Annotated in this window: 29 protein-coding genes; 20 read left to right on the plus strand and 9 right to left on the minus strand. The window is 70.2% G+C overall.

Translation table 11 applies throughout. The features are described 5' to 3' along the window. Positions 1 to 6: 6 nt before the first annotated feature. Positions 7 to 882: an EamA family transporter gene (locus QNJ30_08785; protein MDJ0943547.1), complete on the minus strand. Its 876-nt coding sequence runs from the start codon at positions 880 to 882 to the stop codon at positions 7 to 9. A gap of 252 nt (positions 883 to 1,134) precedes the next feature. On the opposite strand from QNJ30_08785, the gene QNJ30_08790 reads away from it, so the two are divergent. Both QNJ30_08790 and QNJ30_08795 read left to right on the plus strand, forming a co-directional pair. Then, a complete protein-coding gene (locus tag QNJ30_08790) occupies positions 1,135 to 1,791 on the plus strand; it encodes a hypothetical protein (protein MDJ0943548.1) in 657 nt (218 codons plus the stop codon). An 82-nt stretch (positions 1,792 to 1,873) separates the two neighbouring features. Then, positions 1,874 to 2,221 (plus strand): hypothetical protein, encoded by a 348-nt coding sequence (locus QNJ30_08795; protein ID MDJ0943549.1) that lies wholly within the window; start codon positions 1,874 to 1,876, stop codon positions 2,219 to 2,221. A gap of 5 nt (positions 2,222 to 2,226) precedes the next feature. Here the strand turns inward: QNJ30_08795 and ftsY are convergent, their stop codons facing one another. After that, positions 2,227 to 3,171 carry a signal recognition particle-docking protein FtsY gene (gene ftsY / locus QNJ30_08800; GenBank protein MDJ0943550.1) on the minus strand — a complete coding sequence of 315 codons (945 nt, stop codon included), beginning with the start codon at positions 3,169 to 3,171 and terminating at the stop codon, positions 2,227 to 2,229. Further along, positions 3,168 to 4,430, minus strand: coding sequence for a tRNA (N(6)-L-threonylcarbamoyladenosine(37)-C(2))-methylthiotransferase MtaB (gene mtaB, locus QNJ30_08805; protein MDJ0943551.1), 1,263 nt, complete (start codon positions 4,428 to 4,430; stop codon positions 3,168 to 3,170). Before mtaB ends, ftsY begins: the two co-directional genes overlap by 4 nt. A 97-nt stretch (positions 4,431 to 4,527) precedes the next feature. On the opposite strand from mtaB, the gene QNJ30_08810 reads away from it, so the two are divergent. Then, entirely contained in the window at positions 4,528 to 5,541 is a 1,014-nt protein-coding gene (locus QNJ30_08810) for a hypothetical protein (protein ID MDJ0943552.1), read from the plus strand. An 18-nt stretch (positions 5,542 to 5,559) separates the two neighbouring features. Here QNJ30_08810 and dapF read toward each other — a convergent pair whose 3' ends face one another. Then, entirely contained in the window at positions 5,560 to 6,396 is an 837-nt protein-coding gene (gene dapF / locus QNJ30_08815) for a diaminopimelate epimerase (protein ID MDJ0943553.1), read from the minus strand. A gap of 107 nt (positions 6,397 to 6,503) precedes the next feature. Then, positions 6,504 to 6,845 (minus strand): thioredoxin family protein, encoded by a 342-nt coding sequence (locus tag QNJ30_08820; protein ID MDJ0943554.1) that lies wholly within the window; start codon positions 6,843 to 6,845, stop codon positions 6,504 to 6,506. Positions 6,846 to 7,298: 453 nt separating this feature from the next. Between QNJ30_08820 and ffh the strand changes: the two genes are divergently transcribed. From ffh to rimM, 4 genes are all read left to right on the plus strand, one after another. Next, positions 7,299 to 8,690: a signal recognition particle protein gene (gene ffh, locus QNJ30_08825; GenBank protein MDJ0943555.1), complete on the plus strand. Its 1,392-nt coding sequence runs from the start codon at positions 7,299 to 7,301 to the stop codon at positions 8,688 to 8,690. Positions 8,691 to 8,702: 12 nt separating this feature from the next. Continuing rightward, entirely contained in the window at positions 8,703 to 9,497 is a 795-nt protein-coding gene (locus QNJ30_08830) for a VOC family protein (protein ID MDJ0943556.1), read from the plus strand. A 51-nt stretch (positions 9,498 to 9,548) separates the two neighbouring features. After that, entirely contained in the window at positions 9,549 to 9,989 is a 441-nt protein-coding gene (gene rpsP, locus QNJ30_08835) for a 30S ribosomal protein S16 (GenBank protein ID MDJ0943557.1), read from the plus strand. 219 nt (positions 9,990 to 10,208) lie between these two features. Then, entirely contained in the window at positions 10,209 to 10,766 is a 558-nt protein-coding gene (gene rimM, locus QNJ30_08840) for a ribosome maturation factor RimM (protein ID MDJ0943558.1), read from the plus strand. Between the two features lie 91 nt (positions 10,767 to 10,857). Here the strand turns inward: rimM and QNJ30_08845 are convergent, their stop codons facing one another. Then, positions 10,858 to 11,010, minus strand: coding sequence for a hypothetical protein (locus tag QNJ30_08845; GenBank protein MDJ0943559.1), 153 nt, complete (start codon positions 11,008 to 11,010; stop codon positions 10,858 to 10,860). 251 nt (positions 11,011 to 11,261) lie between these two features. Here QNJ30_08845 and QNJ30_08850 point away from each other — a divergent pair, with 251 nt between their 5' ends. The 7 genes from QNJ30_08850 to QNJ30_08880 all read left to right on the plus strand — a co-directional run bounded on the left by QNJ30_08850 (position 11,262) and on the right by QNJ30_08880 (position 18,515). Continuing rightward, entirely contained in the window at positions 11,262 to 12,320 is a 1,059-nt protein-coding gene (locus QNJ30_08850) for a hypothetical protein (GenBank protein ID MDJ0943560.1), read from the plus strand. A gap of 157 nt (positions 12,321 to 12,477) precedes the next feature. After that, entirely contained in the window at positions 12,478 to 13,071 is a 594-nt protein-coding gene (locus QNJ30_08855; GenBank protein MDJ0943561.1) for a nucleoside 2-deoxyribosyltransferase, read from the plus strand. Positions 13,072 to 13,174: 103 nt separating this feature from the next. Then, positions 13,175 to 13,981, plus strand: coding sequence for a phytanoyl-CoA dioxygenase family protein (locus tag QNJ30_08860; protein ID MDJ0943562.1), 807 nt, complete (start codon positions 13,175 to 13,177; stop codon positions 13,979 to 13,981). An 84-nt stretch (positions 13,982 to 14,065) separates the two neighbouring features. After that, complete coding sequence (gene trmD, locus QNJ30_08865) at positions 14,066 to 14,812, plus strand: tRNA (guanosine(37)-N1)-methyltransferase TrmD (protein MDJ0943563.1); 747 nt, start codon at positions 14,066 to 14,068, stop codon at positions 14,810 to 14,812. Then, a complete protein-coding gene (rplS, locus tag QNJ30_08870) occupies positions 14,809 to 15,312 on the plus strand; it encodes a 50S ribosomal protein L19 (GenBank protein ID MDJ0943564.1) in 504 nt (167 codons plus the stop codon). The genes trmD and rplS overlap by 4 nt, the downstream gene beginning before the upstream one ends. A gap of 125 nt (positions 15,313 to 15,437) precedes the next feature. Continuing rightward, positions 15,438 to 16,847 carry a 3-isopropylmalate dehydratase large subunit gene (gene leuC, locus QNJ30_08875; GenBank protein MDJ0943565.1) on the plus strand — a complete coding sequence of 470 codons (1,410 nt, stop codon included), beginning with the start codon at positions 15,438 to 15,440 and terminating at the stop codon, positions 16,845 to 16,847. A 21-nt stretch (positions 16,848 to 16,868) separates the two neighbouring features. Continuing rightward, a complete protein-coding gene (locus QNJ30_08880) occupies positions 16,869 to 18,515 on the plus strand; it encodes a L,D-transpeptidase family protein (GenBank protein MDJ0943566.1) in 1,647 nt (548 codons plus the stop codon). Between the two features lie 65 nt (positions 18,516 to 18,580). Here QNJ30_08880 and bdcA read toward each other — a convergent pair whose 3' ends face one another. After that, positions 18,581 to 19,294, minus strand: coding sequence for an SDR family oxidoreductase (gene bdcA, locus QNJ30_08885; protein ID MDJ0943567.1), 714 nt, complete (start codon positions 19,292 to 19,294; stop codon positions 18,581 to 18,583). A 75-nt stretch (positions 19,295 to 19,369) separates the two neighbouring features. On the opposite strand from bdcA, the gene QNJ30_08890 reads away from it, so the two are divergent. The 5 genes from QNJ30_08890 (at position 19,370) to leuB (ending at position 23,017) form a co-directional block, all read left to right on the plus strand. Then, the gene (locus tag QNJ30_08890) at positions 19,370 to 19,972 is read left to right on the plus strand and encodes a TetR/AcrR family transcriptional regulator (GenBank protein ID MDJ0943568.1); all 603 of its coding nucleotides are present in this window, start codon (positions 19,370 to 19,372) and stop codon (positions 19,970 to 19,972) included. A gap of 245 nt (positions 19,973 to 20,217) precedes the next feature. Beyond that, on the plus strand, positions 20,218 to 20,805 hold the full coding sequence (locus QNJ30_08895; protein ID MDJ0943569.1) for a DUF882 domain-containing protein: 588 nt from the start codon (positions 20,218 to 20,220) through the stop codon (positions 20,803 to 20,805). 103 nt (positions 20,806 to 20,908) lie between these two features. After that, positions 20,909 to 21,523: a 3-isopropylmalate dehydratase small subunit gene (gene leuD / locus QNJ30_08900; GenBank protein ID MDJ0943570.1), complete on the plus strand. Its 615-nt coding sequence runs from the start codon at positions 20,909 to 20,911 to the stop codon at positions 21,521 to 21,523. A 28-nt stretch (positions 21,524 to 21,551) separates the two neighbouring features. Beyond that, positions 21,552 to 21,779 (plus strand): hypothetical protein, encoded by a 228-nt coding sequence (locus QNJ30_08905; GenBank protein ID MDJ0943571.1) that lies wholly within the window; start codon positions 21,552 to 21,554, stop codon positions 21,777 to 21,779. Positions 21,780 to 21,904: 125 nt separating this feature from the next. Further along, positions 21,905 to 23,017, plus strand: a complete 1,113-nt coding sequence (gene leuB / locus QNJ30_08910) for a 3-isopropylmalate dehydrogenase (protein MDJ0943572.1) — start codon at positions 21,905 to 21,907, stop codon at positions 23,015 to 23,017. A gap of 111 nt (positions 23,018 to 23,128) precedes the next feature. Here the strand turns inward: leuB and QNJ30_08915 are convergent, their stop codons facing one another. Both QNJ30_08915 and QNJ30_08920 read right to left on the minus strand, forming a co-directional pair. Next, entirely contained in the window at positions 23,129 to 23,599 is a 471-nt protein-coding gene (locus QNJ30_08915; protein ID MDJ0943573.1) for a DUF2214 domain-containing protein, read from the minus strand. Positions 23,600 to 23,603: 4 nt separating this feature from the next. Continuing rightward, positions 23,604 to 23,975: a DUF6152 family protein gene (locus tag QNJ30_08920; protein ID MDJ0943574.1), complete on the minus strand. Its 372-nt coding sequence runs from the start codon at positions 23,973 to 23,975 to the stop codon at positions 23,604 to 23,606. 231 nt (positions 23,976 to 24,206) lie between these two features. On the opposite strand from QNJ30_08920, the gene QNJ30_08925 reads away from it, so the two are divergent. Further along, a partial coding sequence (locus tag QNJ30_08925) for a transposase (protein ID MDJ0943575.1) occupies positions 24,207 to 24,498 on the plus strand: 292 nt, incomplete at its 3' end.

Below are 24,498 nucleotides of genomic sequence, written 5' to 3' on the forward strand. Positions count from 1 at the left end.
CCGGATCTAGAACCCGCCGGTCTCCAGCAGGACCGCGCCGGCCGCGACCACCGCGGCGGCGGCGATTCGCTTGCGGCCGAAGGGCTCGCGCAGCAGGCGCGTGCCGATGAGCGCGGCGATCACCACCGAGGTCTCGCGCAGCGCCACGACGTGCGCCATGGGCGCCACGCTCATCGCCCAGATGACGATGCCGTAGGCCAGGCCGGACAGCAGGCTGCCGATGGCTCCGGCCTTGAGGTGCGGCTTGAAGGCCGCGACCACCCGCCCGCGCCGGCGCCACACAGCGAAGGCGGTCAGCGGCACCGCCTCCAGCGCGAAGAGCCAGAGAATATAGGACAGGGCGTGGCCGGACTCGCGCACCCCCAGGCCGTCGACCAGGCTGTAGCTGGCGATGGTCGCTCCGGTGAGGAGCGCGAAGCCGATGGCCTTGGCCTCGCGGCCGTCGCCCTGCCCGCTGGCCCGCCGCAACTGCGCCGGCAGGCCGGTCAGCGAGACGATGCCCAGCGAGACCGTGAAGACCCCCAGAAGCTCGGCCGCGCTCAGCGCCTCTCCAGCCAGGACCCAGGCGCCCAGGGCGACCAGCGCCGGCGCCGAGCCGCGGGCGATGGGATAGACCTGCGACAGGTCGCCGTGGCGATAGGCGCCGATCACCCCGGCGTAGTAGAGGAAGTGGATCGCTGCCGAGAGCCCGAGGTAGGGCCAGCTCGCCGGCGCCGGCAGCGGCAGGAAGAACAGCAGCGGCATGGCCAGGTAGCCGTGGACGCAGATCACGAGGGTCTGCATGACCAGCTTGTCCTCGCCCGCCTTGACCAGGGCGTTCCAGCTGGCGTGCAGCACCGCCGCCAGCAGGACCAGCAAGAGGACTCCTGCTTCCATCACCATCAAGAGGCGCTTTCTCGAAACCGGGCGGCGCAGCGCGCCCGTCTCAAATCGGTAACCAAAGGCCCGCGGATTAGAGCGGCTTGCCGGGGCCGCGTCCACCGCCACGCGCGCTGGGTTGTCCTGCTTCCGCTGCAGACCTGCCGTCCCGGCCTGCAGCAGCCGTAGAGGGAATCGAAAGCTCTCTCTGGCAGGCTGCCGGGTTCTTCGTCGCCTTGGCGGACCGGCGGCGGCGGATACTGGAGGGCGAAGGACATGTCGGTAATGGATGGGCTGTCGGGCCGTGGCGGCGCCGAGGCGCCGGCGGCGGACTCACCCTTCGATGCCTTCTGGCAATGGTTCCGGTCGGCGGAGGCGCGCCTGCGTGAAGCCCACGGCGGCGGAACGGCCAAGCTCGAAGCCGCGGTCAACGAGATCGGCGACCGCCTGCGCCGGGTCCATCCCGAGCTCTGCTTCGAATACGGCCAGGCCGACGACGGGGTCTACGAGCTGATCCTCTCGGCCGGCGGCATCCGCAGCCTCTTCCCCGCCGTCGCCGCCCTCAGGCAGGCCGCGCCCGAGGTGCCGGGCTGGCGGATCGTCGCCTTCCGGCCGCGCAAGGCTGCCTGCGCCCGGGTCCAGCTCGGCGAGGCCGTGCTCGAGCCCGAGGGCCTCTGGTACCGCCTCATGCCGGACACCGACCACGCCGACCTCGACCTCTTCGTCGCCGGCCTGACACCGGAGACCCTGGAAGGCCTCGGTGGCGCCGCCTTCCTGATGCTCGACGCGGCGCTCGGCGAATACGACGTCGCCACCCGAATCGGCGCCATCGACTTCGACGCCCTGCCCGAAGACCCGGCCGGCCTCGACCTCAAGCCAATCGGGGCCCTCCGCGCCGACTTCGACGCCCTCTTCCCGCAGACCAAGCAGTAGCTCGCACTGCCGGATCTCGCCGGCCCGCGGCGGTCCTGCTAGGGTCTGGCGATCGGACCTTGACGGTGAGCGGCCGAGACAGATGAACGTCCTCCGCGCCATCCATCCCTACAAGCACGAAGGCCTCTGGGTCTTCGACGACGAGGCGGTCGGGCTCGACAAGGAGCCCTTCGTCTCCGGCGCCGACGAGGTCATCGACGCCATGGTCGCCGGCATTCCCGAGGCTGCGGCCGGTTTCACGCTGATCTTCTCGGACCGGCCCTTCCCGGGCCACCAGGCGGTCTTCGAGCGCCGCCGCGAGGAGTTCGGCGGCTGGTGGTACCACAGCGCCGCCCTCGACAAGGAAGGCTGGCTCTGCCCGGCCCTCTTCAAGTACTTCGAGGCCGCCCCGGAAAAGCTCTACGCCCAGTTCAAGGCGAAGGCGGGTTAATCGTCTCAGCCCTCCAGCCCTACCAGCGCCCGGGCGAAATCGCGGGCGTCGAAGGGGCGGAGGTCGTCGATGCCTTCGCCGACGCCGACCGCGTGGACCGGCAGGCCGAAGCGCTCGGCCAGGGCGACCAGGACGCCGCCGCGCGCCGAGCCGTCGAGCTTGGTGACCACCAGGCCTGAGATCTCGGCCAGCTCCTTGAAGGTCTCGACCTGGGCGTGGGCGTTCTGGCCGGTGGTGGCGTCCAGGACCAGAAGGCAGTCGTGGGGCGCGGTGGGGTCGAGCTTGCGGATCACCCGCACCACCTTCTCCAGCTCGGCCATCAGCTCACTGCGGTTGTGCAGGCGCCCGGCGGTGTCGATCAGCAGCAGGTCGTCGCCCTCGCGCCGGGCGGTCTCCAGGGCCTCGTAGGCCAGGCCGGCGGCGTCGGCCCCGGGGGCCTTGGCGACCACCGGGCAGTCGGTCCGCTCGCCCCAGATCTTGAGCTGCTCGATGGCCGCGGCGCGGAAGGTGTCGCCGGCGGCCAGGCGGACCTTCTTGCCCTCGCCCCGCCACTGGGCGGCCAGCTTGCCGATGGTCGTGGTCTTGCCGCTGCCGTTGACCCCGGTGACCAGCACCACGTGGGGCCGGTGGGCCGGGTCGGGGCGGAGCGGCTTGGCGACCGGCGCCAGCACGCCGGCGATGTCCTCGGCCAGGGCGCCGCGCACCTCCTCGGGCGCGACCTCCTTGTCGAAGCGGGTCTTGGCCAGGTTGGCGGTCAGGCGCGCCGCGGTCGTGACGCCGAGGTCGCTGGTGATCAGCAGCTCCTCCAGCGCCTCCAGGGCGTCGTCGTCGAGCTTGCGCTTGGTGAAGATGCCCGCGATGCCGTCGCCCAACTTGCCGGAGGAGCGGCTGAGCCCGGCGCGCAGGCGGCTGAGCCAGCCACCCTTTTTCTCCGTCGTCGTCTCGCTCACGCGCCGGCGCCGACCAGCCGGCCGTCCTCCACCGCGGTGAGGCGCAGGGTCTGGATCTCGCCGGGCGTACCGCCCTCCAGGGCGACCGGCGCGAAGTGTTCGCTGCGGCCGAAACCCAGCTTCTCGACCAGGACCTTCGCCGTCGTGCCGACCGTCATTTCCAGAAAGCGCGCGACCGCCTGCTCCCCCGCGGCGCGCAGCCGGGCGGCGCGCTCCTTGCGCAGCGGCTTGGCGACCGCCGGCATGCGCGCCGCCGGCGTCCCGGGGCGCTCCGAATAGGGGAAAACGTGCAAGTAGGTCAGGCCGCTCTCCGCGACGATGTCCAGGGTGTTTTGGAACATCGCCTCGGTCTCGGTCGGAAAACCGGCGATGATGTCGGCGCCGAAGACCACATCGGACCGCGCGGCCCTGGCCCGGCGGCAGGTCTCGATGACGTCGGCGCGCAGGTGGCGCCGCTTCATGCGCTTCAGGATCAGGTCGTCGCCCGACTGCAGGGAGAGGTGCAGGTGCGGCATGAAGCGCGGCTCCTCGGCCAGCAGGCGGAAGACCTCGTCGTCCAGCTCGACCGGGTCGACCGACGACAGGCGCAGGCGCGGCAGCTCCGGCACCTGGGCGAGCAGGCGGCGGACGGTCCGGCCCAGGCTGGGCCGGCCCGGCAGGTCCTTGCCGTAGTCGGTGACGTCGACCCCGGTCAGCACGACCTCGGCAACCCCGGCCTCGGCCAGGGCGCGGACCTGGGTCACGATCTCGCCCAGGGGGACCGAGCGGCTGGGGCCGCGGCCGAAGGGGATGATGCAGAAGGTGCAGCGATGGTCGCAGCCCTGCTGGACCTGGATGAAGGCCCGGGTCCTCGCCTCGAAGCCCTGGATCAGATGGGCCGCGGTCTCCCGCGCTTCCATGATGTCGTTGACCCGAACGCGGGCGGTATCGCCGGGCCGGAAGCTCTCGGCCCGCAGCTTCTCCTCGTTGCCCAGCACCTGGTCGACCTCGGCCATGGCGGCATAGGCCGCGGGGTCGATCTGCGCAGCGCAGCCGGTGACGATGATCCGGGCCTCGGGCCGTTGGCGCCGCGCCTTGCGGATCGCCTGGCGGCACTGCCGCTCGGCCTCCGCCGTCACCGCGCAGGTGTTGACGATCACCGCGTCGCCCAGCTCCGCCGCCCGGGCATGCCCCCGCATCACCTCGGACTCGTAGGCGTTCAGCCGGCAGCCGAAGGTCAGGATCTCGGTGTCCTGGCGGCGGGCAGTGGTCTTGGTCACGGCGGTCGTCATCTGCGGGTTATAAGGTGGCAATATCCGGCTGTCCACAAGGGCTGCCGGACTGGGAAGCGGGCTAGCGGACGGGTCGGGCGCGAGCGTGAGTCTGGCAGATCTCCAGCTCTTGGAATGGATGCTTTTCAGCGATCGACAGGCCCGTGCCTTCTGTGAGGCGATCGAGGCCAAGCTTCCGCTGCCCGTTACCTTCAAAGGTCTGCGATACAACCGCTATGCGCAGCGAAGGCTCCGGTTGGCCTGCTTCGAGTATGACGGCGCGGCCTTTTCGCTTCTGCCTGGCGGCGAGCTTCGCCTCGGTTTCGATCCCGATCACTTCACGCCGACTGCCGCGCAGGCGGAGTCCTATCTGGACTCGGCGGTGGAGCAGAAGATCGAAATGGATCTGCGCCGCTACCTCCGGAGCGTCACGACATCGCCGCGCCGGGTCACCCTGGCCCCCCTTCTGGTGGAGACCAGGCCCGGTGAGATCGGTCTCGAGCCGATCAGCCCGGATCGACCGGAAGTGCGTCCTCTGTTCGATCATTTTCCGGACGGCAACGGAGAGTTGCACGCCGATGACGTCGTTCTCCGGATCGAACGAAGAAAGGATGGGTCGATCTCGACTTGGCGCGTCGTCCTCCCACCTCACCGCCAGATTGTCTCCGACCTGGAAGCGCAGGGCTGCAGGCTGCTGACCTCAGACGAGTGGGAGTATGCCTGCGGCGCCGGCGCGAAGACCCTGTTCCGCTGGGGCGATTTCTTTCCCTGTGATCGCTATCCGACCGACAACACGCCGGCGGAACGGAGGCGGGCGACCATCTGGGCGCTGTCCGGCGGTACCGTCCCATTCAAGCCCGATGTGCCGGACTGGACTCTCCATATCGTTCCGAACCTTTTTGGTCTGGAGATTGCCCAGACCCCCTACGCCTGGGAGGCGGTCGCCGAAGAACAACTGGTCAGAGGTGGCGACGGCGGCGTCAACATCTGTGGGGGCGTGGGCTTCTTCATGGGTTGGCTGCCTCTGGCGAGCGCCTACTGCGACCCGAGAATCAAGGATTGGATCAAAGAGGGAATCCGTCCGAACTACCTCCGCCGGGTCATCCCTCTGGACCTTTAAACGAGGCGGGGTGATCTGCTAAGGCCCCAGCAGCTCTGCACCCAAGGTGCCGCTGAAGGCGGTGGTCGTCGGGCCGGTCATGAGGACGTGTCCGTCCTCGCGCCAGTCGATCTCCAGCTCGCCGCCGTCCAGCACCACGGCGGCGCGGCGTCCGGTCAGGCCGCGGCGGGCGGCGGCCACGACGGCGGCGCAGGCGCCGCTGCCGCAGGCCCGGGTGATGCCGACGCCGCGCTCCCAGACCCGGAAGCGCAGGCGCTCGGGGCCCAGCACCTGGGCGACGCCGATGTTGGCGCGCTCGGGGAAGAGCGGGTCGCGCTCCAGCTGCGGGCCGAGGGTCGAAAGGTCGACCGCCTCGGCGTCTTCGACGAAGAAGGTCGCGTGCGGGTTGCCGAGGCTGGTCGCGACCGGATCGTGGAGCGGCCCCAGGGCCAGGCCCAGGTGCAGGGTGTCGCGGGCCTCGGCCAGGGGGATCTCGGCCCAGGCCGTGCGCGCCGGGCCCATGTCGACGGCGACCCGATCGCCGCTCGCCGCCGTCGCCTGCAATATGCCGGCAACGGTCTCGATCGCGATCTCCTCGCGGCCGGTCTCGGCCATGACCAGGCGGGCGATGCAGCGCGTGCCGTTGCCGCAGGCCTCGGCCTCGCCGCCGTCGGCGTTGCGGATCCGCAGGAAGACCTCAGCCCGTCCGTTGGCCGGCGGTTCCAGGATCAGGAACTGGTCGCAGCCGACCCCGAGGCGCCGGTCGGAAATCCGCCGCCAGGCCTCGGTCGGCAGGTCGATGGGCGCAGTTCGCCCGTCGAGCACCACGAAGTCGTTGCCCAGGCCGTGCATCTTGATGAAAGCCAGCTCCGCCATGCCCGGGTTATAGGGTCCCGGCGGCCGGCGAGTCCACAGGCTTGCCGCGTCAGCGTGATGCCGCGCCTGCCCCGGACACCAGGGTTTGCGCCCTTCGCTCCGAAAGGTCAGCGAGCAAGTGTGAGCCCTTGTTGAAGCATGTCTAGCAGTTCGTCCGGCAACTCTGGATACAGGAAGTAGCGATACACCGGATCTGGTCCACTGATCTCCTCGACATGTCGGCCTTCCGGATCGAGGATCATCGAGCGCGGAACGTAGGTACCGTCAATAGCGCAGCGGCCGCTTATGCTCGGCTCAAATTCGCTGTCCACGATAATGAAGACCAGCCGCTGGGCCATCTCCTCCACCTGCTCGTCGAAAAACTGGGATCGATAGACCCTGCAGACGGGGCACCAGGTCGCGTGAACCAAGAGGAATATGGGTTTCCCGCTTCGGCGGGCTTCCTGCAGACCGTCCTAAAAGGTCTGCCAAGCAATGCCCTCGTCGTTGAAGCCGCTCGGTGTCGGCGGTGTATCAGCGTCAGCGGCGGACGGAGCTGTCAAAAGACCGGCGAGAACCACGAGCAGACGTGAAACCATGCTTGGCCACCAGATCGGATCTGTTTTCCCTCAGCGCGACTGCACTCCATCGTGATCGGGCTGAGCGCTCTTCGCAAGCGCCCGACAACCGCGCTTGGTTGCGCTTCAGTGGTCGGTGAAATCTCCCTGGCTGGAGACGTCAGGACCGAACGCGCGGGCCTGCTTGACCTGCGCGCACCGCCTGCCTAAGTTTCTGCCAACCAAGCGCCAGGGATCAAACCCAGGCGACCCCGCTTCCGGGGCGCTCCGCCAGTCCGCGAGTTTCGCGCACTGGCGCTAAGGGTGTTTGGGCTGACCGTTGCACCGAAGAACTGGGACCGGAAGATGTTCGACAGTCTGCAAGACCGCCTGGGCAAGGTTTTTCAGGGCCTAACCCGCCGCGCCTCGCTCTCCGAGAGCGACGTCACGGCGGCGCTGCGCGAGGTCCGCGTCGCGCTGCTCGAGGCCGACGTCGCCCTGCCGGTGGTCAAGGACTTCGTCGAGCGGGTCAAGGAACAGGCGGTCGGCCAGGAGGTCCTGCGCTCGGTCACGCCGGGCCAGATGGTCGTCAAGATCGTCAACGACCAGCTGGTCGAGATGCTCGGCAAGGAGGCGGAGCCGGTCAACCTGGCGGCGACCCCGCCGGTGCCGATCCTGCTGGTCGGCCTGCAGGGCTCGGGCAAGACCACCAGCTGCGCCAAGATCGCGCTGCGCCTCAGGGACCGGGAAAAGAAGAAGGTCCTGATGGCCTCGCTGGACGTCCGCCGCCCGGCGGCGCAGGAGCAGCTCAAGGTCCTGGGCGAGCAGGCCGCCATCGCAACCCTGCCGATCGTGCCGGGCGAGCCGCCGGTCGCCATCGCCAGGCGGGCGCTGCAGAGCGGCGCGCTCGAAGGCTACGACGTGGTCCTGCTCGACACCGCCGGCCGCCTGGCGATCGACGAGGAGCTCATGGCGGAGGTCGCGGCGGTGCGCGACGCCGCCAAGCCGGCCGAGACCCTGCTGGTCGCCGACGCCATGACCGGCCAGGACGCGGTCACCGTGGCCGAGAACTTCCACGCCAAGGTCGGCCTGACCGGCATCGTCCTGACCCGGGTCGACGGCGACGCCCGCGGCGGCGCGGCGCTCTCCATGCGCGCGGTCACCGGCTGCGCGATCAAGCTCCTGGGCACGGGCGAGAAGCTCGACGCCCTGGAGGCCTTCCACCCGGACCGCATCGCCGGGCGCATCCTCGGCATGGGCGACGTGGTCTCGCTGGTCGAGAAGGCCGCCGAGACCATCGAACAGGAAGACGCCGAGAAGCTGCTCAAGAAGATCGAGAAGGGCCGCTTTGACATGAACGACATGGCCCAGCAGATCCGCCAGATGACCAAGATGGGCGGGCTGCAGCAGATGCTCTCCATGCTGCCGGGCATCCCCAACGTCCAGGACCAGCTGAAGAAGGCCAACGTCGACGAGAAGATGCTGACCCGCCAGCTGGCGATGATTGACTCCATGACCGCGGAGGAGCGGCGCCGGCCGGAGATCATCAAGGCCTCGCGCCGCCAGCGCATCGCCCGTGGCTCGGGGACCACGGTGCAGGACGTCAACAAGCTGCTGAAGCAGCACCTCCAGGCCTCGAAGATGATGAAGAAGGTCAAGAAGCTCGGCAAGAAAGGCCTCGCCCGCGGCGGCATGCAGGGCATGCTGCCGCCCGGCATGGGCGGCCCCGGGGGCGGTCCCGGCGGCTTTCCGCGCTAGGGAAACGAAACGATGCTGAGCCACGTCACCTTCGGGACCAACGACATCGCCCGCGCCGGCGCCTTCTACAACGAGGTGCTGGGCCTGCTCGGCATCGTCCGCCAGGCCTCCTACAAGGCGGCGCTGGGCTACGCGCGCAGGCGCGACGGCGCGCCCTGGATCTGGCTGATGCGGCCCTTCGACCGGCTGCCGGCGACCTGGGGCAACGGCAGCCACCTGGCGCTGATGGCCGAGAGCCGCGAGCAGGTCGACCTCTTCCACGCCGCAGCCCTGGCCAAGGGCGGTAAGGACGAAGGCGCGCCGGGCCTGCGCGAGCACTACGCGCCGGACTACTACGCCGCCTACGTCCGCGATCCGGACGGCAACAAGCTGCAGGCCGTCAACTACGGCGAGGGCCGGGTCATGGCCAAGGGCCAGGGCGCGATCTCCCACGTCACCCTGGGCAGCAACGACCTCGATCGGGCGCGCGCCTTCTACGACGCCCTGCTCGCGACCCTGGGCATCGAGAAACTCTACGACGAGCCCGAGGGCAGCGCCTACTGCCGGCCGGAGACCCAGAAGCCGGCCTTCTCGATCCGCCGGCCCTTCGACGGCCGGCCGGCGACCTGGGGCAACGGCACCCACGTGGCCTTCCTGGCGAGGAGCCGGGCCCTGGTCGACGGCTTCCACGCCACGGCGCTCAAGCTGGGCGGTGCCGACGAGGGCGCGCCCGGCCCCCGCCCCCACTACGGCCCGAGCTATTACGGCGCCTACGTCCGCGACCTGGACGGCAACAAGCTGCAGGCCGTCTGCTACGCGCCGGATTGACCCTTCACCGATCATCGACGAACACGAGACCCGAGAAAGGAAGACCTGGAAATGTCCCTCAAGATCCGTCTGTCCCGCGGCGGCGCCAAGAAGCGGCCCTTCTACCGCATCGTCGTCACCGACTCCCGCAACCCCCGCGACGGCCGCTTCATCGAGCGGCTGGGCCACTACAACCCCATGGTCGCCAAGGACAATCCGGAGCGCGTCCGCCTGGACGAGGACAAGATCAAGGAATGGCTGTCCAAGGGCGCCAAGCCCAGCGACCGGGTCGCCCGCTTCCTGGGCGAGGCCAACATCATCGAGCTGCCCAAGCGGCGCGAGCAGACCAAGAAGAGCCAGCCCAAGGCCAAGGCGCAGGAGCGCCTGAAGGCGGCCCAGGAGGCGGCGGAAGCGGCCGCCGCGGAGGCCGAGGCTCCAGCTGAGCCGGCGGAAGAGGTCCCCGCCGAGGCGCCCGCGGCCGAAGGCGGCGAGGAGGCCAAGGCCGAAGCCTGAGACACGAAGCAGTCCAAAATGGCTGGCATCGTAGGTCCCCCCACCCTTCCCCTCCCCCACAAGGGGGGAGGGAACGCGGATGCGGGCGTCGTTGTCCCGCCGATCAAGCTATATGTGGCCTATGTCTCGGAGTGGCGAGCCTGATTTCCCTCCCCCCTTGTGGGGGAGGGTCAGGGAGGGGGGCACGCGAAGCGTTCTTCTCCCCCTGCGCAGGCCATCGTGACCGGCGATCCAAAATCGGGCCGGGTCTGCCTCGGGGTGATCGCCGGGGCGCATGGGGTGCGCGGCCTGGTGAAGATCAAGAGCTTCACCGAGGCGCCGGAGGACGTCGCGGCCTATGGCCCGCTGTCCGACGAGACCGGGAAGAGGCGCTTCGTGGTCAAGGTCAAGGGCCGGGTCAAGGGCCTGGTCCTGGCCGAGCTCGAGGGGGTCCAGGACCGTGAGCAAGCCCAGGCCCTTCACGGCTTGCAGCTCTACGTCGCGCGCGCCGCCCTGCCCCGGCTCGAGGAGGCGGAGACCTTCTACCAGACCGACCTGATCGGCCTGGCGGCGGAGGACCCGCAGGGCCGTCCGCTGGGCGAGGTGGTCGCGGTGCCGAACTTCGGCGCCGGCGACCTGCTCGAGGTCCTGGATCCGGAGCGGGTTTCGCAGTTCTACCCTTTCACACGTGACGTCGTCCCCGAGGTCGACCTCGCCGCCGGCCGGGTGGTGATCCGGCCGCCGGCGGAGATCACCGTGCCGCCCGAGCCGGACCGGGAAGCGGACGAAGGCGGCTGAGGCGGCGCAAGGCAGCGTCGCGGTCACGAAGAATAGGCCCCCGCCGCCGGGAGGCAGCGGCAGGGGCCCGCGCCGGCGCGCTCCGAGGGGGTCAGTGCTGCGCCGGCAGCTCGATCGGGCTCTGGCCCTTCGCGTGCGGGATCGCCGCGCTCCCCGTGTTTCCGGCAAGCGAGGCCATGGCCAGGAAGGCCAGGGCGCAGGCGGCGAAGATCCGAACTCCGGTGCTGGCGATGGCGGTCTGCATGGGGCGGCTCCCTCGTTTCTCGCAATGGCGTTGCTTTCGTCTTGAGCCTGACATGGCCGCGCTTCACCGCGCCCGAAGTGACGGCGATCACGCCTCACGGGCCGGTGATGCGGCGTGATCGGCGCCATGGCGCCCGGCGTCACCGCCACAACACGGACAGAAAAATGCCCAGCTTCTGCCCCGCTTCATCCGAAAGCGGGGCACAAAGCCACGCCACAAACATCCCTTCGTCGTTTTTTCGGGAGGGAACCATGCAGCGCCGAAGCTTTCTGTCCTGCGCCGCCGCGGCCTGTGCCGCGCTGGCCTTCAGCCAGGCCGAGCCCGTCGCGGCCGCCAGCGGCATGACGAAGGGCGAAGGGGCCCACCGCCTCTCCGGCCCCTTCACCCACGACAACCTGGCGATCTACCTGGTGCATGGCGCGCCGGGCGGCGGTCCGGTGCCTCTGACCCTGCAGGAGGCGCTCGAGAAGGGCAGCTTCAAAGTCTACGAGACCAGCGACGTCAACGAGCTGGCCGTGCAGAACCTCGGCGCGGACCCGGTCTTCGTCCAGTCCGGCGACATCGTGAAGGGCGGGCGCCAGGACCGCGTCCTGACCGTCAGCCTGGTCCTGCCGCCGAAGTCCGATCGGGTCTCGATCGGCGCCTTCTGCGTCGAGCAAGGCCGCTGGCGCGCCCGCGGCCAGGAGCGGGCCGACAGCTTCTCCAGCGCCGCCGAGGCCCTGCCCTCGCGCGCGGCCAAGCTCGCGATCAAGTCGCCCAAGCCGATGGCCGGCGGCCGGGCCGAAGACATCGGCAGCCGCCAGCACGAGGTCTGGCGGGGCGTGGCGGAGATGCAGGACAAGTTCGGCAAGAGCCTCGGCACCAGCGTCGCCGCCCAGGAGTCGCCGAGCAGCCTGCAGCTCGCGCTGGAGCACGAGCGGCTGCAGGAATCCCGTGCCGCCTACTACCAGGCGCTGCACCGCGTCGCAACGCGGGAACCGGACATCGTCGGCTACGTCTTCGCGATCAACGGCAAGGTGAACAGTGCCGACGTCTATCCCTCGAACGGCCTTTTCCTCAAGATGTGGCCCAAGCTGCTCAAGGCCAGCGCGGCGGAGGCCATCGCCGAGCGCGACGGGAATCCGGGCACGACGGCGCCTTCGATCCCGGCGGTCGCGGCCTTCCTCGAGCGCGCCGAGGGTGGCCGGGCGCGCCGCGACACGCTGTCCCGCCACGCCGAGTTGGAGACCCGCGAGGCGGACGAGGCCTTCTTCTTCGAGAGCCGGGCGGCGGGCGGCGGCTGGGTGCATCGCAACTACCTCGCCAAGTAGCGCGCCGGACCGGCCAAGGGAGTCGACCCCGAAGAGAGAACGGGGGCGGCCGGCGGGCGGCGGGGTGGGAAGAGGGGGGCTCCGCCGCCCGCGCTGGCGACCCGGTCTCGGCCAGGTCGCACTGGCGCCGCGCCGCCGCGCCGGGCAAAGTGGCGCCATGCGCGTCTATCTTGCCGGACCCGAGGTCTTTCTGCCCGATTCCGAGGCGATCGGCGCCCGCAAGATCGAGATCTGCCGGCGCCGCGGGTTGACCGGAGTCTATCCCGGCGACACCAACCTGGATCTCTCGGGCCTGGCGCCGCGCGCCGCGGGGCAGCGGATCTATGCCTGCAACCGCGACCTGATGAAGGGCTGCGATGCCGTCATTGCCAACATGACGCCCTTCCGCGGCCCCAGCATGGACGTCGGCACCGCCTTCGAGCTCGGCTATCTGGCGGCCCTTGGCCGGCCGGTGCTGGGCTACAGCAACTCGGCCCGGAGCTTTCCGCAGCGGATCCTCGCCTATTTCGGCCTCGACCCGGCCCCGGGCGACGGCGGTCCCCCGGCACGCGACCCCCTGGGCCTGGCGATCGAGAACTTCGGCATGACCGACAACCTGATGCTGGACGGCGCGATCCTGGACGCCGGCTTCGAGGTCGTAACCCGGCAGGTCGAGGATCCCGAGCGGCTCTACCGGGACCTGACCGGCTTCGAGGCCTGCGTCGAGGCCCTGGCGGCGCGCGGCCCGGCCCGGCCCGGGGACGGCCGCTGAGACCGGACAAGGCCCGGACAGGGATCGGTAGAGTCCCCGATTTCTACCGAGGCCCGCTCTGCGGCAGACTGGGCGCCGGACCGGCCTTGGCGAGGATCCTGAGATGCCCAAGCACCTGACGGTTGGTCAGCTCATCCAGTACCGCCGCGACGGCGCGACCTTTCCGCTGTCCGTGCTCTCGGCCGAGGAGGCGGCGGCCCACCGCGCGCGGCTCGAGGCGGCCGAAGCGGTGCGCGGCCCCCTCCACTACACCGTGAAGCCCTACCTCATCTTCGGCCCGGCCGATGCGCTGGCCCGGCACCCGGCCCTGCTCGACGCGGTGGAGGACGTCCTGGGGCCGGACATCCTGCTCTGGGACTCCGCCTATGTGATCAAGGAGGCAGACGACCGTCGCCACGTCGCCTGGCATCAGGACCTGACCTACTGGGGCCTGGACTCCGACGAGGTGGTGACCGCCTGGGTTGCCCTCACTCCGGCCAATTCGGAGAACGGAGGCATGCGCTATCTGCCGGGTTCGCACCGCGAGGGACGCCTGGCCCATGTTGACACCTATGCCGACGACAGTCTGCTGCATCGCGGTCAGGATGCCTCGGCCCACGTCGACCCGGCGGAGGTCGCGGCCGACATCGTGCTGCGGCCCGGCGAGGCCTCGCTTCACCACGGCTGGACGCTCCACGCCTCCGGCCCCAATCCCTCGAGCGACCGGCGCATCGGCCTGACCCTCCAGTATGTGACCCCCAGGGTCCGCCAGACCCTGACCGACGAGGAGACAGCGACCCTGGTTCGCGGTCGTGATTCCTTCGGCCACTTCCGCCCGGAGCCGGCATTCGCCGGCGACTTCGCCCCGGCGGCCCTGGCCTTCCAGGCCCAAGCCGAGCGCCTGAAGAAGTGGGTCTACGACCAGGCGTGAAAGGCGCCGGAGTGCTGCGTTCCGGGGCTGGACAAAGGCCCCAAAAGGCGCCATAAAGCGCCGCTTTGACCGACGGGAGTGGCTATGTGCGCGGCGGTCGCAGCCCCTAGGGCACAGGGGAGCGATCCCTGGACGGCGCGGGTCTTGACCATCTTTCCGGAGATGTTCCCCGGGGCGCTGGGCGCCAGCCTCGCCGGCAAGGCGCTGGAAAAGGGTTTGTGGCGCCTGCAGGTCCTGGACATCCGGGACGTCGCGCGCGATAAACACCGCTCCGTGGACGATGCGCCCTTCGGCGGCGGGCCGGGCATGGTACTGCGCCCGGACGTCGTGGACGCGGCGCTGGCCACCGTGGAGACGGCGCCCGGCCCGGTCATCTACCTCTCGGCCCGGGGCCGCCTGCTGGATCAGGCGCGGGTTCGGGAACTGGCGGCGGCGCCGGGACTGACCCTGCTCTGCGGCCGCTACGAAGGGGTCGATCAGCGGGTCCTGGACGCCCGCCGCGTTGAAGAGCTGAGCATCGGCGACTATGTGCTCTCCGGCGGCGAAGCGGCGGCCACGGTGGTGATCGACGCGGTGCTGCGGCTGCTGCCCGGGGTCATGGGCAACGAAGCCAGCAGCGGCGAGGAGAGTTTCGAACGGGGACTTCTGGAGTATCCCCATTACACGCGGCCCGCCGACTGGCAGGGCCGCAAGGTACCGGAGGTGCTGCTCTCCGGCCACCACGCCGAGATCGACCGCTGGCGACGGGCGCAGGCGGAGACGACGACCAAACAGCGGCGGCCCGATCTCTGGGCCCGCTATTGCAAGGACGCGAAGGGACGAGAGCCATGAACACCATCCAAAAGATCGAAAAGGACCAGATCGATCGGCTCAGCGCCGAGAAGCAGATCCCCGACTTCGCGCCCGGCGACACGATCCGCGTCGACGTCAAGGTGGTCGAGGGCACGCGCGAGCGGATCCAGGCCTTCGAGGGCGTCTGCATCGGCCGCAAGAGTCGCGGCATCAACTCCTCCTTCACGGTCCGCAAGATTTCCTACGGCGAAGGCGTCGAGCGCGTCTTTCCGCTGTTCTCGCCGCGCATCGCCGGGATCTCGGTGGTCCGCCGCGGCGACGTCCGCCGGGCCAAGCTCTATTACCTGCGCGGACGGCGCGGCAAGTCGGCGCGCATCGCCGAGAAGACCACCGGCCTGGCCGGCAAGCTGACCGCCGCCGAGCGCGAGGCCGCCGCCGAGGCCAAGTCCCAGGCCCAGCAGGCCGCCAAGGCCAAGGCCGCCGCCAAGGAGGCCGAGGCCCAGGCCAAGACGGTGGAGGCCAAGGTCCCGGCGGAGTAGGCCGCGACGGTTCCAGGGAGCCAAGGCTCCCAACGGTATTGCGGCCCCGCCGCGTCACAGACAGCAATCACCGGGGCGGCGCCGTCTTCCGCCAGGCGCAGCGGGCCCCTGGGAGGACGGAACCGATGGCTCAGCCGCGCACCCTCTTCGACAAGATCTGGGACAGTCACGTCGTCGACCGCCAGGACGACGGCACCTGTCTGATCTACATCGACCGGCACCTGGTCCACGAGGTCACCAGCCCGCAGGCCTTCGAGGGCCTGCGCCTCGCGGGCCGCAAGGTACACCGGCCGGAAGCGACCCTCGCCGTACCCGACCACAACGTGCCGACCAGCGACCGCTCCAAGGGCATCGACGACGAGGAGAGCCGGATCCAGGTCGAGACCCTGGAGAAGAACTGCGCCGAGTTCGGCGTGCCCTTCATCGAGATGGACGACGTCCGCCAGGGCATCGTTCACATCATCGGCCCCGAGCAGGGCTTCACCCTGCCCGGCATGACCATCGTCTGCGGCGACTCCCACACCTCGACCCACGGCGCCTTCGGCTCGCTCGCCTTCGGCATCGGCACCTCGGAGGTCGAGCACGTCCTGGCGACCCAGACCCTGATCCAGAAGCCGGCCAAGAACATGCGTATCACCGTCGACGGCGCGCTGCCCCTCGGCGTCACCGGCAAGGACCTGGCCCTGGCCATCATCGGCAGGATCGGTACCGCCGGCGGGACCGGCCACGTCATCGAATACGCGGGCGAGGCGGTCCGGGCGCTCTCCATGGAGGGCCGCATGACCCTCTGCAACATGTCGATCGAGGGCGGCGCGCGCGCCGGCCTGATCGCGCCCGACGAGACCACCTTCGACTACCTCAAGGGCCGGCCCCTGGCGCCCAAGGCCGGGCAGTGGGAGGCGGCGGTGACCCACTGGCGCAGCCTGCCCTCCGATCCGGGGGCCGCCTACGACAGCGAGGTCGCCCTGGCCGCCGCCGAGATCGAGCCCCAGGTCACCTGGGGCACCAGCCCCGAGGACGTGCTGCCGATCTCCGGCGCCGTGCCTGGCCCGGCCGAGGCGACCAGCCCCGAGAAGGCCCAGGCGATCCGCCGCTCGCTGAACTACATGGGCCTGACCGCGGGGACGCGGCTCGCCGACATCACCGTCGACAAGGTCTTCATCGGCTCCTGCACCAACGGCCGGATCGAGGACCTGCGCGCCGTCGCCAAGGTCGCCGAAGGCCGCAAGGTCTCCGACAGCGTGCACGCCATGATCGTGCCCGGCTCCGGCCTGGTGAAGCACCAGGCCGAGGAGGAAGGCCTGGACAAGATCTTCCTCGAGGCCGGCTTCGACTGGCGCGAGCCGGGCTGCTCCATGTGCCTGGCGATGAACGCCGACAAGCTGAAGCCCGGCGAGCGCTGCGCCTCGACCTCCAACCGCAACTTCGAGGGCCGCCAGGGCCCCGGCGGGCGAACCCACCTGATGAGCCCGGCCATGGCGGCGGCGGCGGCGGTGACCGGCCGCCTGACCGACGTCCGCGACCTGGTCGACTGAGGCCACGGGGCGGAGGCGGCCGTGCTCTTCGGTTCCGCGCTTCGCCAGCTTCCCGGGATCGGGCCGCCGATCGCCGCCGCGGCACTGCTTCTCCTGTCTTGCCCGTCCGTCTTGGCCGAGGAGACGCCCGAAGCCAGCTTCGCCGAAGAGCTCCAGCGCGGGCTGGACAGGGCCGCCGAGCGCGCCGCCGGGGACCGGATCGCGGCGGACTTGCGCGCCTTCTACCTGGACCGCGACCTGGCCCCGGTCTGGGTGACCGAAGGCGGCGCCGGTTCGCGGTCCGCGGCGCTGACCGCCCTCCTGGCGGCGGCCGAGGGCGACGGCCTCGATCCGGCCGACTACGACCTGGAGGCGATCCGGACGCTTGAACCGGCGCGCGAGGCCGCGGCGCTGGCCCGGCTCGAGCTCACGCTCAGCCGGGCCTTCCTGCGCTTCCTCTCCGATCTCGGGGGCGGCCGGGCGCCGGACCCGACGCCAACCGGGGCGGCCGATCAGACCGCCGGGCGCGCACGGATCGACGCGGCCGCCCTTCTGGAAGACGCCGCGGACGCCGACGACTTGGCGCAGATCGTCGCCCGGGCCCGGCCGCAGGCTCCGCGCTACGCCGCGCTGACGGAGGCGCTGCTGCGCTATCGCCGAATCGCCGACGAGGGCGGCTGGGACGCCATCCGCCCCGGCCCGCCGCTCCGGCTCGGCAGCATCGCGACCCGGGTTCCCGACCTGCGCCGGCGCCTGACGCTGACCGGCGACCTGCGGCCGTCGGCGCGCGGCGCCTCGGCGCTCTACGACCAGGCGCTGGCCGCCGCAGTGCGGCGGGCCCAGCAGCGTCACGGGCTGAAGCCCGACGGCGTGGTCGGGCCGGAGACGCTGCGGGTGCTCAACGTTCCTGCGGCCGAGCGGGTCCGCCAGCTCGCCCTCAACCTGGAACGTCTGCGCTGGATGCCCGAAGACCTGGGCGAGACCTTCGTCTACCTGAACCTGGCGGGCCCGAGCCTGCGGCTGGTCGAGGCCGGGAAGACCCGCCTCGCGCTGCGCATCGCGGTCGGCCGTCCTTTTCGCGGCACGCCGGTCTTCAGCCAGGCCCTGACCTCGGTGGTCTTCAGCCCGGACTGGACCGTGCCGCCGGGCATCGTCGTGAGCGAGCTCCTGCCGGTCCTGCAAGCCGACCCGGGCTACCTGGCGCGCAACGGCTTCACCGTCTTCAGCGACTGGGGCGAGGAGGCGAAGCCCCTGGACCCGGCCAGCATCGACTGGTCGGCCGTTGACGGCGCCGCCGGGACCTACAAGCTGCGCCAGGCGCCGGGTCCGGAGAACCCGCTCGGCCGGATCAGCTTCGTCTTTCCCAACGACTTCGGCCTCTGCCTCCACGACACCCCGATCAACGGCACCTTCGAGGTCGGGGGGGCCGGCTTCAGCCTAGGCTGCATCCGGGTCGAGGCGCCCGAAGAACTGGCCGCGGCCCTGCTGGCCGAGGCCTCCGGCTGGTCGCCGGAGCGCATCGCCGAGGTCCTGGCCGAGGGCACGCCGACCGCCGTCGGCCTGCCGGACCCGGTCCCGATCCACGTCACCTACTTGACCGCCTGGACGGCGGGCAAGGCCGTCCACTTCCGCGACGATCTCTTCGGCCGCGACGCCGAGCTGGCCCAAGCGCTGCGCGCCGAGCCGTGACGCCCGACCGGCTTCGCTGCGCCGGCTTCGCTGCGCCGAAGGCCCGGGCGCGATGCCGCGCGCGGTCAGGCGCCGAAGCCGCCGTCGATGGTGTGCTGGGCACCGGTGACCATCCCCGCCTCGGGGCCGACCAGATAGGCGACCATGCCGGCGATCTCGCGCGGCTCGGCGTGGCGCTGGATCGCCATGAAGGAGTGCATCATGTCCTTCATCGGGCCGTCGGCCGGGTTCATGTCGGTGTTCACCGGCCCGGGCTGGACGCTGTTCACCGTGATCCCGCGCGGGCCGAGGTCGCGGGCCAGGCCGCGGACCATGCCCTGGACCGCCGACTTGCTCAGCGCGTAGGCCGCGCCGCCGGGGAAGGGCATGCGGTCGCCGTTGACCGAGCCGATGATGACGATGCGCCCGCCGTCCTTCATGCCGCGCGCCGCGTCGACCGCCGCGTGGTAGGGCCCGCGCACGTTGATGTCGATCATGCGGTCGACCGCCGCCGGCTCTAGCTCCAGGGCATCGCCCAGGACTGCGATTCCGGCGTTCACCACCAGGATGTCGAGGGGCCCCTGGCCGGCGATCACCTCGCCCACCGCGCGGGTGTCGGCGCTGTCGGCCTGCAGGCTCTTGGCCCCGGTCCTGCCCGCCAGGGCCTCTGCCGCGGTGGCCGAGCCGGCGTAGGTGAAGGTGGTCTCAGCACCTTCCGCCGTCAGCCGCTCGACGATGGCCGCGCCAATGCCGCGGCTGCCGCCCAGAACCAGGGCCCTTTTCCCGGTGAGACTCGCCATGATGGTCGCTCCTTGCCGAAATTGATAATGACCACTACATATATCGGGCAGCAGCGCCTGCAAGCGATTTTTATAATGACCGATAAAAAAAAATGTCCAGGCCCCGGACGGCCGCGTGGTTTCGACCCGGACGCCGCGGTCGAGATCGCCACGAAGCTCTTCCACGAGCGCGGCTACGACGGCGTCGGTGTCGCCGAGCTTTGCGAGGCGATCGGGGTCAAGCCGCCGAGTCTCTACGCCGCCTTTGGCAGCAAGCTGGGCCTCTTCGAGCGGGCGGTGGCGCTCTACCTGGCGGAGGGCGGCCGCTTCATGGCCGAGGCGCTTTCGGCCGAGACCGGCCTCGCGGAGACCCTGCGCGGCCTGCTGCTTCGGGCGGCGGAGACCTATACGGCCGGGGACTGCCCGCCCGGCTGCCTGGTGATGGACGGCGCGAGCCGCTCCGCGGATCCGGAGGCCCGCGACCTGACCGCGGCCCTGAAACGCCAGGCGCGATCGATGATCCGCGACCGGATACGGCGGGACTGTCCCCGAGAGGCGGGCGCGCTCGCCGACTACGTCATGGTCGCGCTCTACGGGCTCTCTGCGGCCGCCCGCGACGGCATGTCGCGCAAGGCCCTGCGCGGAGTCGCGGCGGGCTTCGCGACCGAGCTCACCCGCCGCCTTGACGCCGCCGACTAGAGCACGATGATATGAGGTTGAACCAACCTCATATCTGAATCGTGCTCTAATCTGTTGAAGTAGAGCGGGATTCAGATTTGAAGTCCAATTAACTTCAAATCATCCCGCTCTAGGGCGAACTGCGGCGCCTCTGCCTTGAAATTGCCGCTTCCCAGCCGTCCTCTGTGACGCTAAGGATGCAGGGATGCAACGCGGTGTCATTTGAGACCGGCAACAAAGCCGGCGAGCGACCGGACGAGAGGGTCATGCTTTTCCATGAAACGACGGACTCACGGCCTGTTCCCGGGCGGCGGGCCTGCCTGCGCGGCCTGGTGGGACTGACCGGCGGCCTGGCGCTCGGCGCCCTTCCCCTGAGTGGTTCCTTGGCGGCGGCGCGCCTGCCGGAACCCCGCAAGCTCTCCTTCCAATCCCTGCACACCGGCGAGCGCCTGACCGCGACCTACTTCCGGGATGGCCGCTACGATCCGCTCGCCCTGGCTGAGATCGACGAGCTGTTGCGCGACTGGCGCAGCGGCGAGGTCCGGCCCATGGACCGCGCCCTTCTGGACCAGCTTGCCGCCCTGCAGGAGGCTTTGGGCAGCGGCGGCACCTTCGAGGTCATCTCCGGCTATCGCTCGCCCACGACCAACGGCAAGCTCGCCGCCCAGAGCAGCGGCGTCGCCAAGCGCAGCCTGCACATGCGTGGCCGGGCGATCGACGTCCGCCTCTCCGACCGCAGGCTCGCGGAGGTGCACGACGCCGCCCTGCGGCTGCGGGCCGGCGGCGTCGGGCTCTACACCAGGTCCGACTTTCTCCATTTGGACACCGGCCGGGTCCGCCGCTGGGGGCGCTGAGCACAGGTGTCGCGGCAAGGTTTCCTCTCGCGGCGGCTTTGCCTATGATGCCCGCTCCTCTGGGGCCGCCGTCGCGGACCCGGGAGCCAGGGGAGTTAGGGACATGGAGCCTTTCACCAAGCTGACCGCGGTCGCGGCGCCGCTGCCGATGGTCAACGTCGACACCGACAAGATCATCCCGGCGCGCTACCTCAAGACCATCAAGCGCAGCGGCCTCTCCGAGGGCCTGTTCCGCGACCTGCGCACCGACGCCGACGGCCAGCCGAACGACTTCGTCCTGAATCAGCCGGCCTATAAGGGCGCGCAGATCCTGGTCGCCGGCGACAACTTCGGCTGCGGCTCCAGCCGCGAGCACGCGCCCTGGGCCCTGCTCGACGCCGGCATCCGCTGCGTCATCTCGACCAGCTTTGCCGACATCTTCTACAACAACTGCTTCAAGAACGGGATCCTGCCCATCGTCGTCTCCAAGGAGGAGCTCGACAAGCTGATGGACGACGCAGAGCGGGGCGCCAACGCGACCCTGACCGTCGACCTCGAGGCCCAGACCATCAAGGGCCCCGACGGCGGCTCCATCGCCTTCGAGATCGATCCCTGGAAGAAGCACTGCCTGCTCAACGGCCTCGACGACATCGGCCTGACGATGGAGAAGAAGCCCGTGATCGAGGCCTTCGAGGACGGGCAGAAGGCCGCCCAGCCCTGGCTCTACGCCGGGGCCTGATGCTTGGATACGACGACATGGAGCGGCGGTGACGCAAGAGACAACAATCATCCAGGTCGCGTTGCTGGACGAAGGTGTAGATGTCTGGCGCCCTGTGGAAGCGATCCATCTCGGCGGGGACGCCTACCGGATCTTGGATCAACCCTATGAGTCCGACATCGAGACGTGGCAGTTCACGCCCGGGGCTGAGGTCATTTGCGAGCCGAAGGTTCTTTCCGATGGCGAGGTCCTGGTAGCCGTCGGGAACCGTCAGTAACTGGGACCGTGAGCCGCTGGGGCGAGAGAAGTCTGATCTCGCGATCGTTCGTTCCCCAGGATGGCCTGGGTTAGCGCTGCCCTCCCGAGAAGGGGGCGGCTCCGACGCATGATGGGGAGGATTCCATGGCGTCCAACAAGAAGCTCCTGGTCCTGCCGGGCGACGGCATCGGGCCAGAGGTCATGGCCCAGGTCGGCCGGGTCGCGGACTGGTTCGGCAGCAATCGCGCGATCGGCTTCGACCTCGAGGAGGACCTGGTCGGCGGCGCCGCGATCGACGCCCACGGCACCCCGCTCACCGATACGACCATGGACAAGGCCCTGGCCGCCGACGCCGTGCTGCTGGGCGCGGTCGGCGGGCCCAAGTGGGACGACCTGCCCTTCGAGCAGAAGCCCGAGCGCGGCCTGCTGCGCCTGCGCAAGGAGATGGAGCTCTTCGCCAACCTGCGCCCGGCGCTCTGCTTCGCGCCCCTGGTCGAGGCCTCGACCCTCAAGCCCGAGGTGGTCTCGGGCCTCGACCTCATGATCGTGCGCGAGCTGACCGGCGGGGTCTACTTCGGCGAGCCGCGCGGCATAGAGACCCTGCCCGACGGCCAGCGCCGCGGCGTCAACACCCAGGTCTACACCACGAACGAGATCCGCCGAGTCGCCGCCGTCGCCTTCGAGCTGGCCCGCAAGCGCGCGAACAAGCTCTGCTCGGTCGAGAAGGCCAACGTCATGGAATCCGGCGTGCTCTGGCGCGAAGAGGTAACCAGGCTCCACGGCGAGAGCTACCTCGACGTCGAGCTCAGCCACATGTACGCCGACAACTGCGCCATGCAGCTGGTCCGCGCGCCCAAGCAGTTCGACGTCATCGTCACCGACAACCTCTTCGGCGACATGCTCTCGGATGCCGCGGCCATGCTGACCGGCTCGCTCGGCATGCTGCCCTCGGCCTCCCTGGGCGCCGCCGACGAGACCGGCCGCCGCCGCGCGCTCTACGAGCCGGTGCACGGCTCCGCTCCCGACATCGCCGGCCGCGGCAAGGCCAATCCGCTGGCCTGCGTGCTCAGCTTCGCCATGCTGCTGCGCTATTCCTTCGACCAGGGCGCCGAGGCCGACCTCCTGGAGAACGCGGTCGAGGTCGTCCTCGCCTCCGGCAAGCGCACCCCCGACATCCTCCAGCCCGGCCGCGAGGCGATCTCCACCGAGGCCATGGGCGACGCGGTGCTGGCGGAGCTGGATCGGCTGGGGGGATAGACCGGCGCGGGTCCTATGGCGGCGCCGATTCCTGGCCCCTTCGCTCAGCTCGGCAGGAACCACGGGCCATAGGCCCTGCCCCGGGAAGCGATCGCAGGCCTCCCAGCCCCCTCAATCCCCGGCAAACGCGATCATCCGGCCGGCGATCAGCGCACCCAGCCAGCAGGTCATGGAGAGCGCCGCGGCGCGGGCCAGGGTAGCGCGGCCGGCGCGCCGGAGCCGGGCGCCGTGGCGGAGGTGGAGGGCGAGCGCCGCGCCGGCGCCGAGGGCGACCAGCGCCAGCTTGACCCGGAAGACGGTGAGGGCCGCGTACTCCGGCGCCCGGGTCGCGAAGAGCAGCGCGCCGGCCGTGAGCGCCAGGGCCAGGCCGGTCGCGGCGACCGGCACCAGGACCCGGACCAGGGCGTCCTGCGGGACACGGCGCCAGAGCCCGAGCAGCCGCAGGTCGAGCGGCAGGATCGCCCCAACCAGCAGCGCGATCCCGAGGACGTGCGCCGTGTTGACGCCGGCGTAGAGCCAGCGTGACATCCTGAGCGCGGTCGCGAAGTCCGAGGCCGCGAGCGCGGCGAGGACCTCCGCCACGGGCTCAGTCGCGGCCGGGGTAGAGGTCGTACTCGGTGCCGCCGATGTAGAGCCGCTCGGCCTTCATCCGCTTCTCCGAGACGTCGGCGGCGGGCTCGCCCACGGCGCGGATCTCGACCCCCTCGGCGAGGTCGCCGGGCTTCAGGCCGGCCCGCTCGTTGCGCCAGGGCTGCCCGACCTCGACCGTCCAGACCTCGCCCTCGGCGTCGACGTAGACCAGGCCGTGCGGCATGCCGAGGCTCACCTTCTGGATGATGCCGGTGAGCTCGATGTTGCCGCCGGTGGTCCAGCTCCAGCCGTGGTGCGCGCCGCCCGGCAGCGGCCGCAGCAGGAGCCCCGCGACCACCAGGACCGCGACGGCCAAAAGCTTCCTCATCCCATCCTCCCCTGGACCTGCGTTGCGCTCGACGGCACGGCCTCGCGTGCCGCCTCTTCTAAATGGCGCTTGACCGCACGGGCGTCCAGGGTTGAGCACCGGCGCATCCCCGACTGGGCCCGCTTCCTGGCTGGCGGCATGGCCGACGATGAGATCGACCAGATTCGAATTACGGGGACAGTATACTTATTTTTCTGGACGCCAATGCGACCCTAGCGCTAGTCTCGCCTCATGGCCAGGCTTGCGCGGGTGGTGGTGCCCGGGGTCCCGCATCACGTGACGCAACGGGGCAACCGGCGTCTCGAGACCTTCTTCGAGGACGACGATTACAGGGCCTACCTCGACCTCCTCGCCGCGTCCTGCGCCGAGGCCCGGGTCGCGGTCTGGACCTATTGCCTGATGCCCAACCACGTCCACCTCGTCCTGGTGCCGAAGGAACCGGACGGCCTCAGGCGCGCCCTGGGCGAGGCGCACCGCCGCTACACCCGGCGCATCAACTTTCGCGAGGGCTGGCGCGGCCATC

The organism is Kiloniellales bacterium (assembly GCA_030066685.1).
GTDB lineage: Bacteria > Pseudomonadota > Alphaproteobacteria > Kiloniellales > JAKSBE01 > JAKSBE01.

Coding starts and splice junctions, on each gene's coding strand:
- QNJ30_08785 (MDJ0943547.1), bottom strand. CDS start 882: ATGGTGATGGAAGCAGGAGTCCTCTTGCTGGTCCTGCTGGCGGCGGTG.
- QNJ30_08790 (MDJ0943548.1), top strand. CDS start 1,135: ATGTCGGTAATGGATGGGCTGTCGGGCCGTGGCGGCGCCGAGGCGCCG.
- QNJ30_08795 (MDJ0943549.1), top strand. CDS start 1,874: ATGAACGTCCTCCGCGCCATCCATCCCTACAAGCACGAAGGCCTCTGG.
- dapF (MDJ0943553.1), bottom strand. CDS start 6,396: ATGGCGGAGCTGGCTTTCATCAAGATGCACGGCCTGGGCAACGACTTC.
- ffh (MDJ0943555.1), top strand. CDS start 7,299: ATGTTCGACAGTCTGCAAGACCGCCTGGGCAAGGTTTTTCAGGGCCTA.
- QNJ30_08830 (MDJ0943556.1), top strand. CDS start 8,703: ATGCTGAGCCACGTCACCTTCGGGACCAACGACATCGCCCGCGCCGGC.
- rpsP (MDJ0943557.1), top strand. CDS start 9,549: ATGTCCCTCAAGATCCGTCTGTCCCGCGGCGGCGCCAAGAAGCGGCCC.
- QNJ30_08845 (MDJ0943559.1), bottom strand. CDS start 11,010: ATGCAGACCGCCATCGCCAGCACCGGAGTTCGGATCTTCGCCGCCTGC.
- QNJ30_08850 (MDJ0943560.1), top strand. CDS start 11,262: ATGCAGCGCCGAAGCTTTCTGTCCTGCGCCGCCGCGGCCTGTGCCGCG.
- QNJ30_08855 (MDJ0943561.1), top strand. CDS start 12,478: ATGCGCGTCTATCTTGCCGGACCCGAGGTCTTTCTGCCCGATTCCGAG.
- QNJ30_08860 (MDJ0943562.1), top strand. CDS start 13,175: ATGCCCAAGCACCTGACGGTTGGTCAGCTCATCCAGTACCGCCGCGAC.
- trmD (MDJ0943563.1), top strand. CDS start 14,066: ATGTGCGCGGCGGTCGCAGCCCCTAGGGCACAGGGGAGCGATCCCTGG.
- rplS (MDJ0943564.1), top strand. CDS start 14,809: ATGAACACCATCCAAAAGATCGAAAAGGACCAGATCGATCGGCTCAGC.
- leuC (MDJ0943565.1), top strand. CDS start 15,438: ATGGCTCAGCCGCGCACCCTCTTCGACAAGATCTGGGACAGTCACGTC.
- bdcA (MDJ0943567.1), bottom strand. CDS start 19,294: ATGGCGAGTCTCACCGGGAAAAGGGCCCTGGTTCTGGGCGGCAGCCGC.
- QNJ30_08890 (MDJ0943568.1), top strand. CDS start 19,370: ATGACCGATAAAAAAAAATGTCCAGGCCCCGGACGGCCGCGTGGTTTC.
- QNJ30_08895 (MDJ0943569.1), top strand. CDS start 20,218: ATGCTTTTCCATGAAACGACGGACTCACGGCCTGTTCCCGGGCGGCGG.
- leuD (MDJ0943570.1), top strand. CDS start 20,909: ATGGAGCCTTTCACCAAGCTGACCGCGGTCGCGGCGCCGCTGCCGATG.
- leuB (MDJ0943572.1), top strand. CDS start 21,905: ATGGCGTCCAACAAGAAGCTCCTGGTCCTGCCGGGCGACGGCATCGGG.
- QNJ30_08920 (MDJ0943574.1), bottom strand. CDS start 23,975: ATGAGGAAGCTTTTGGCCGTCGCGGTCCTGGTGGTCGCGGGGCTCCTG.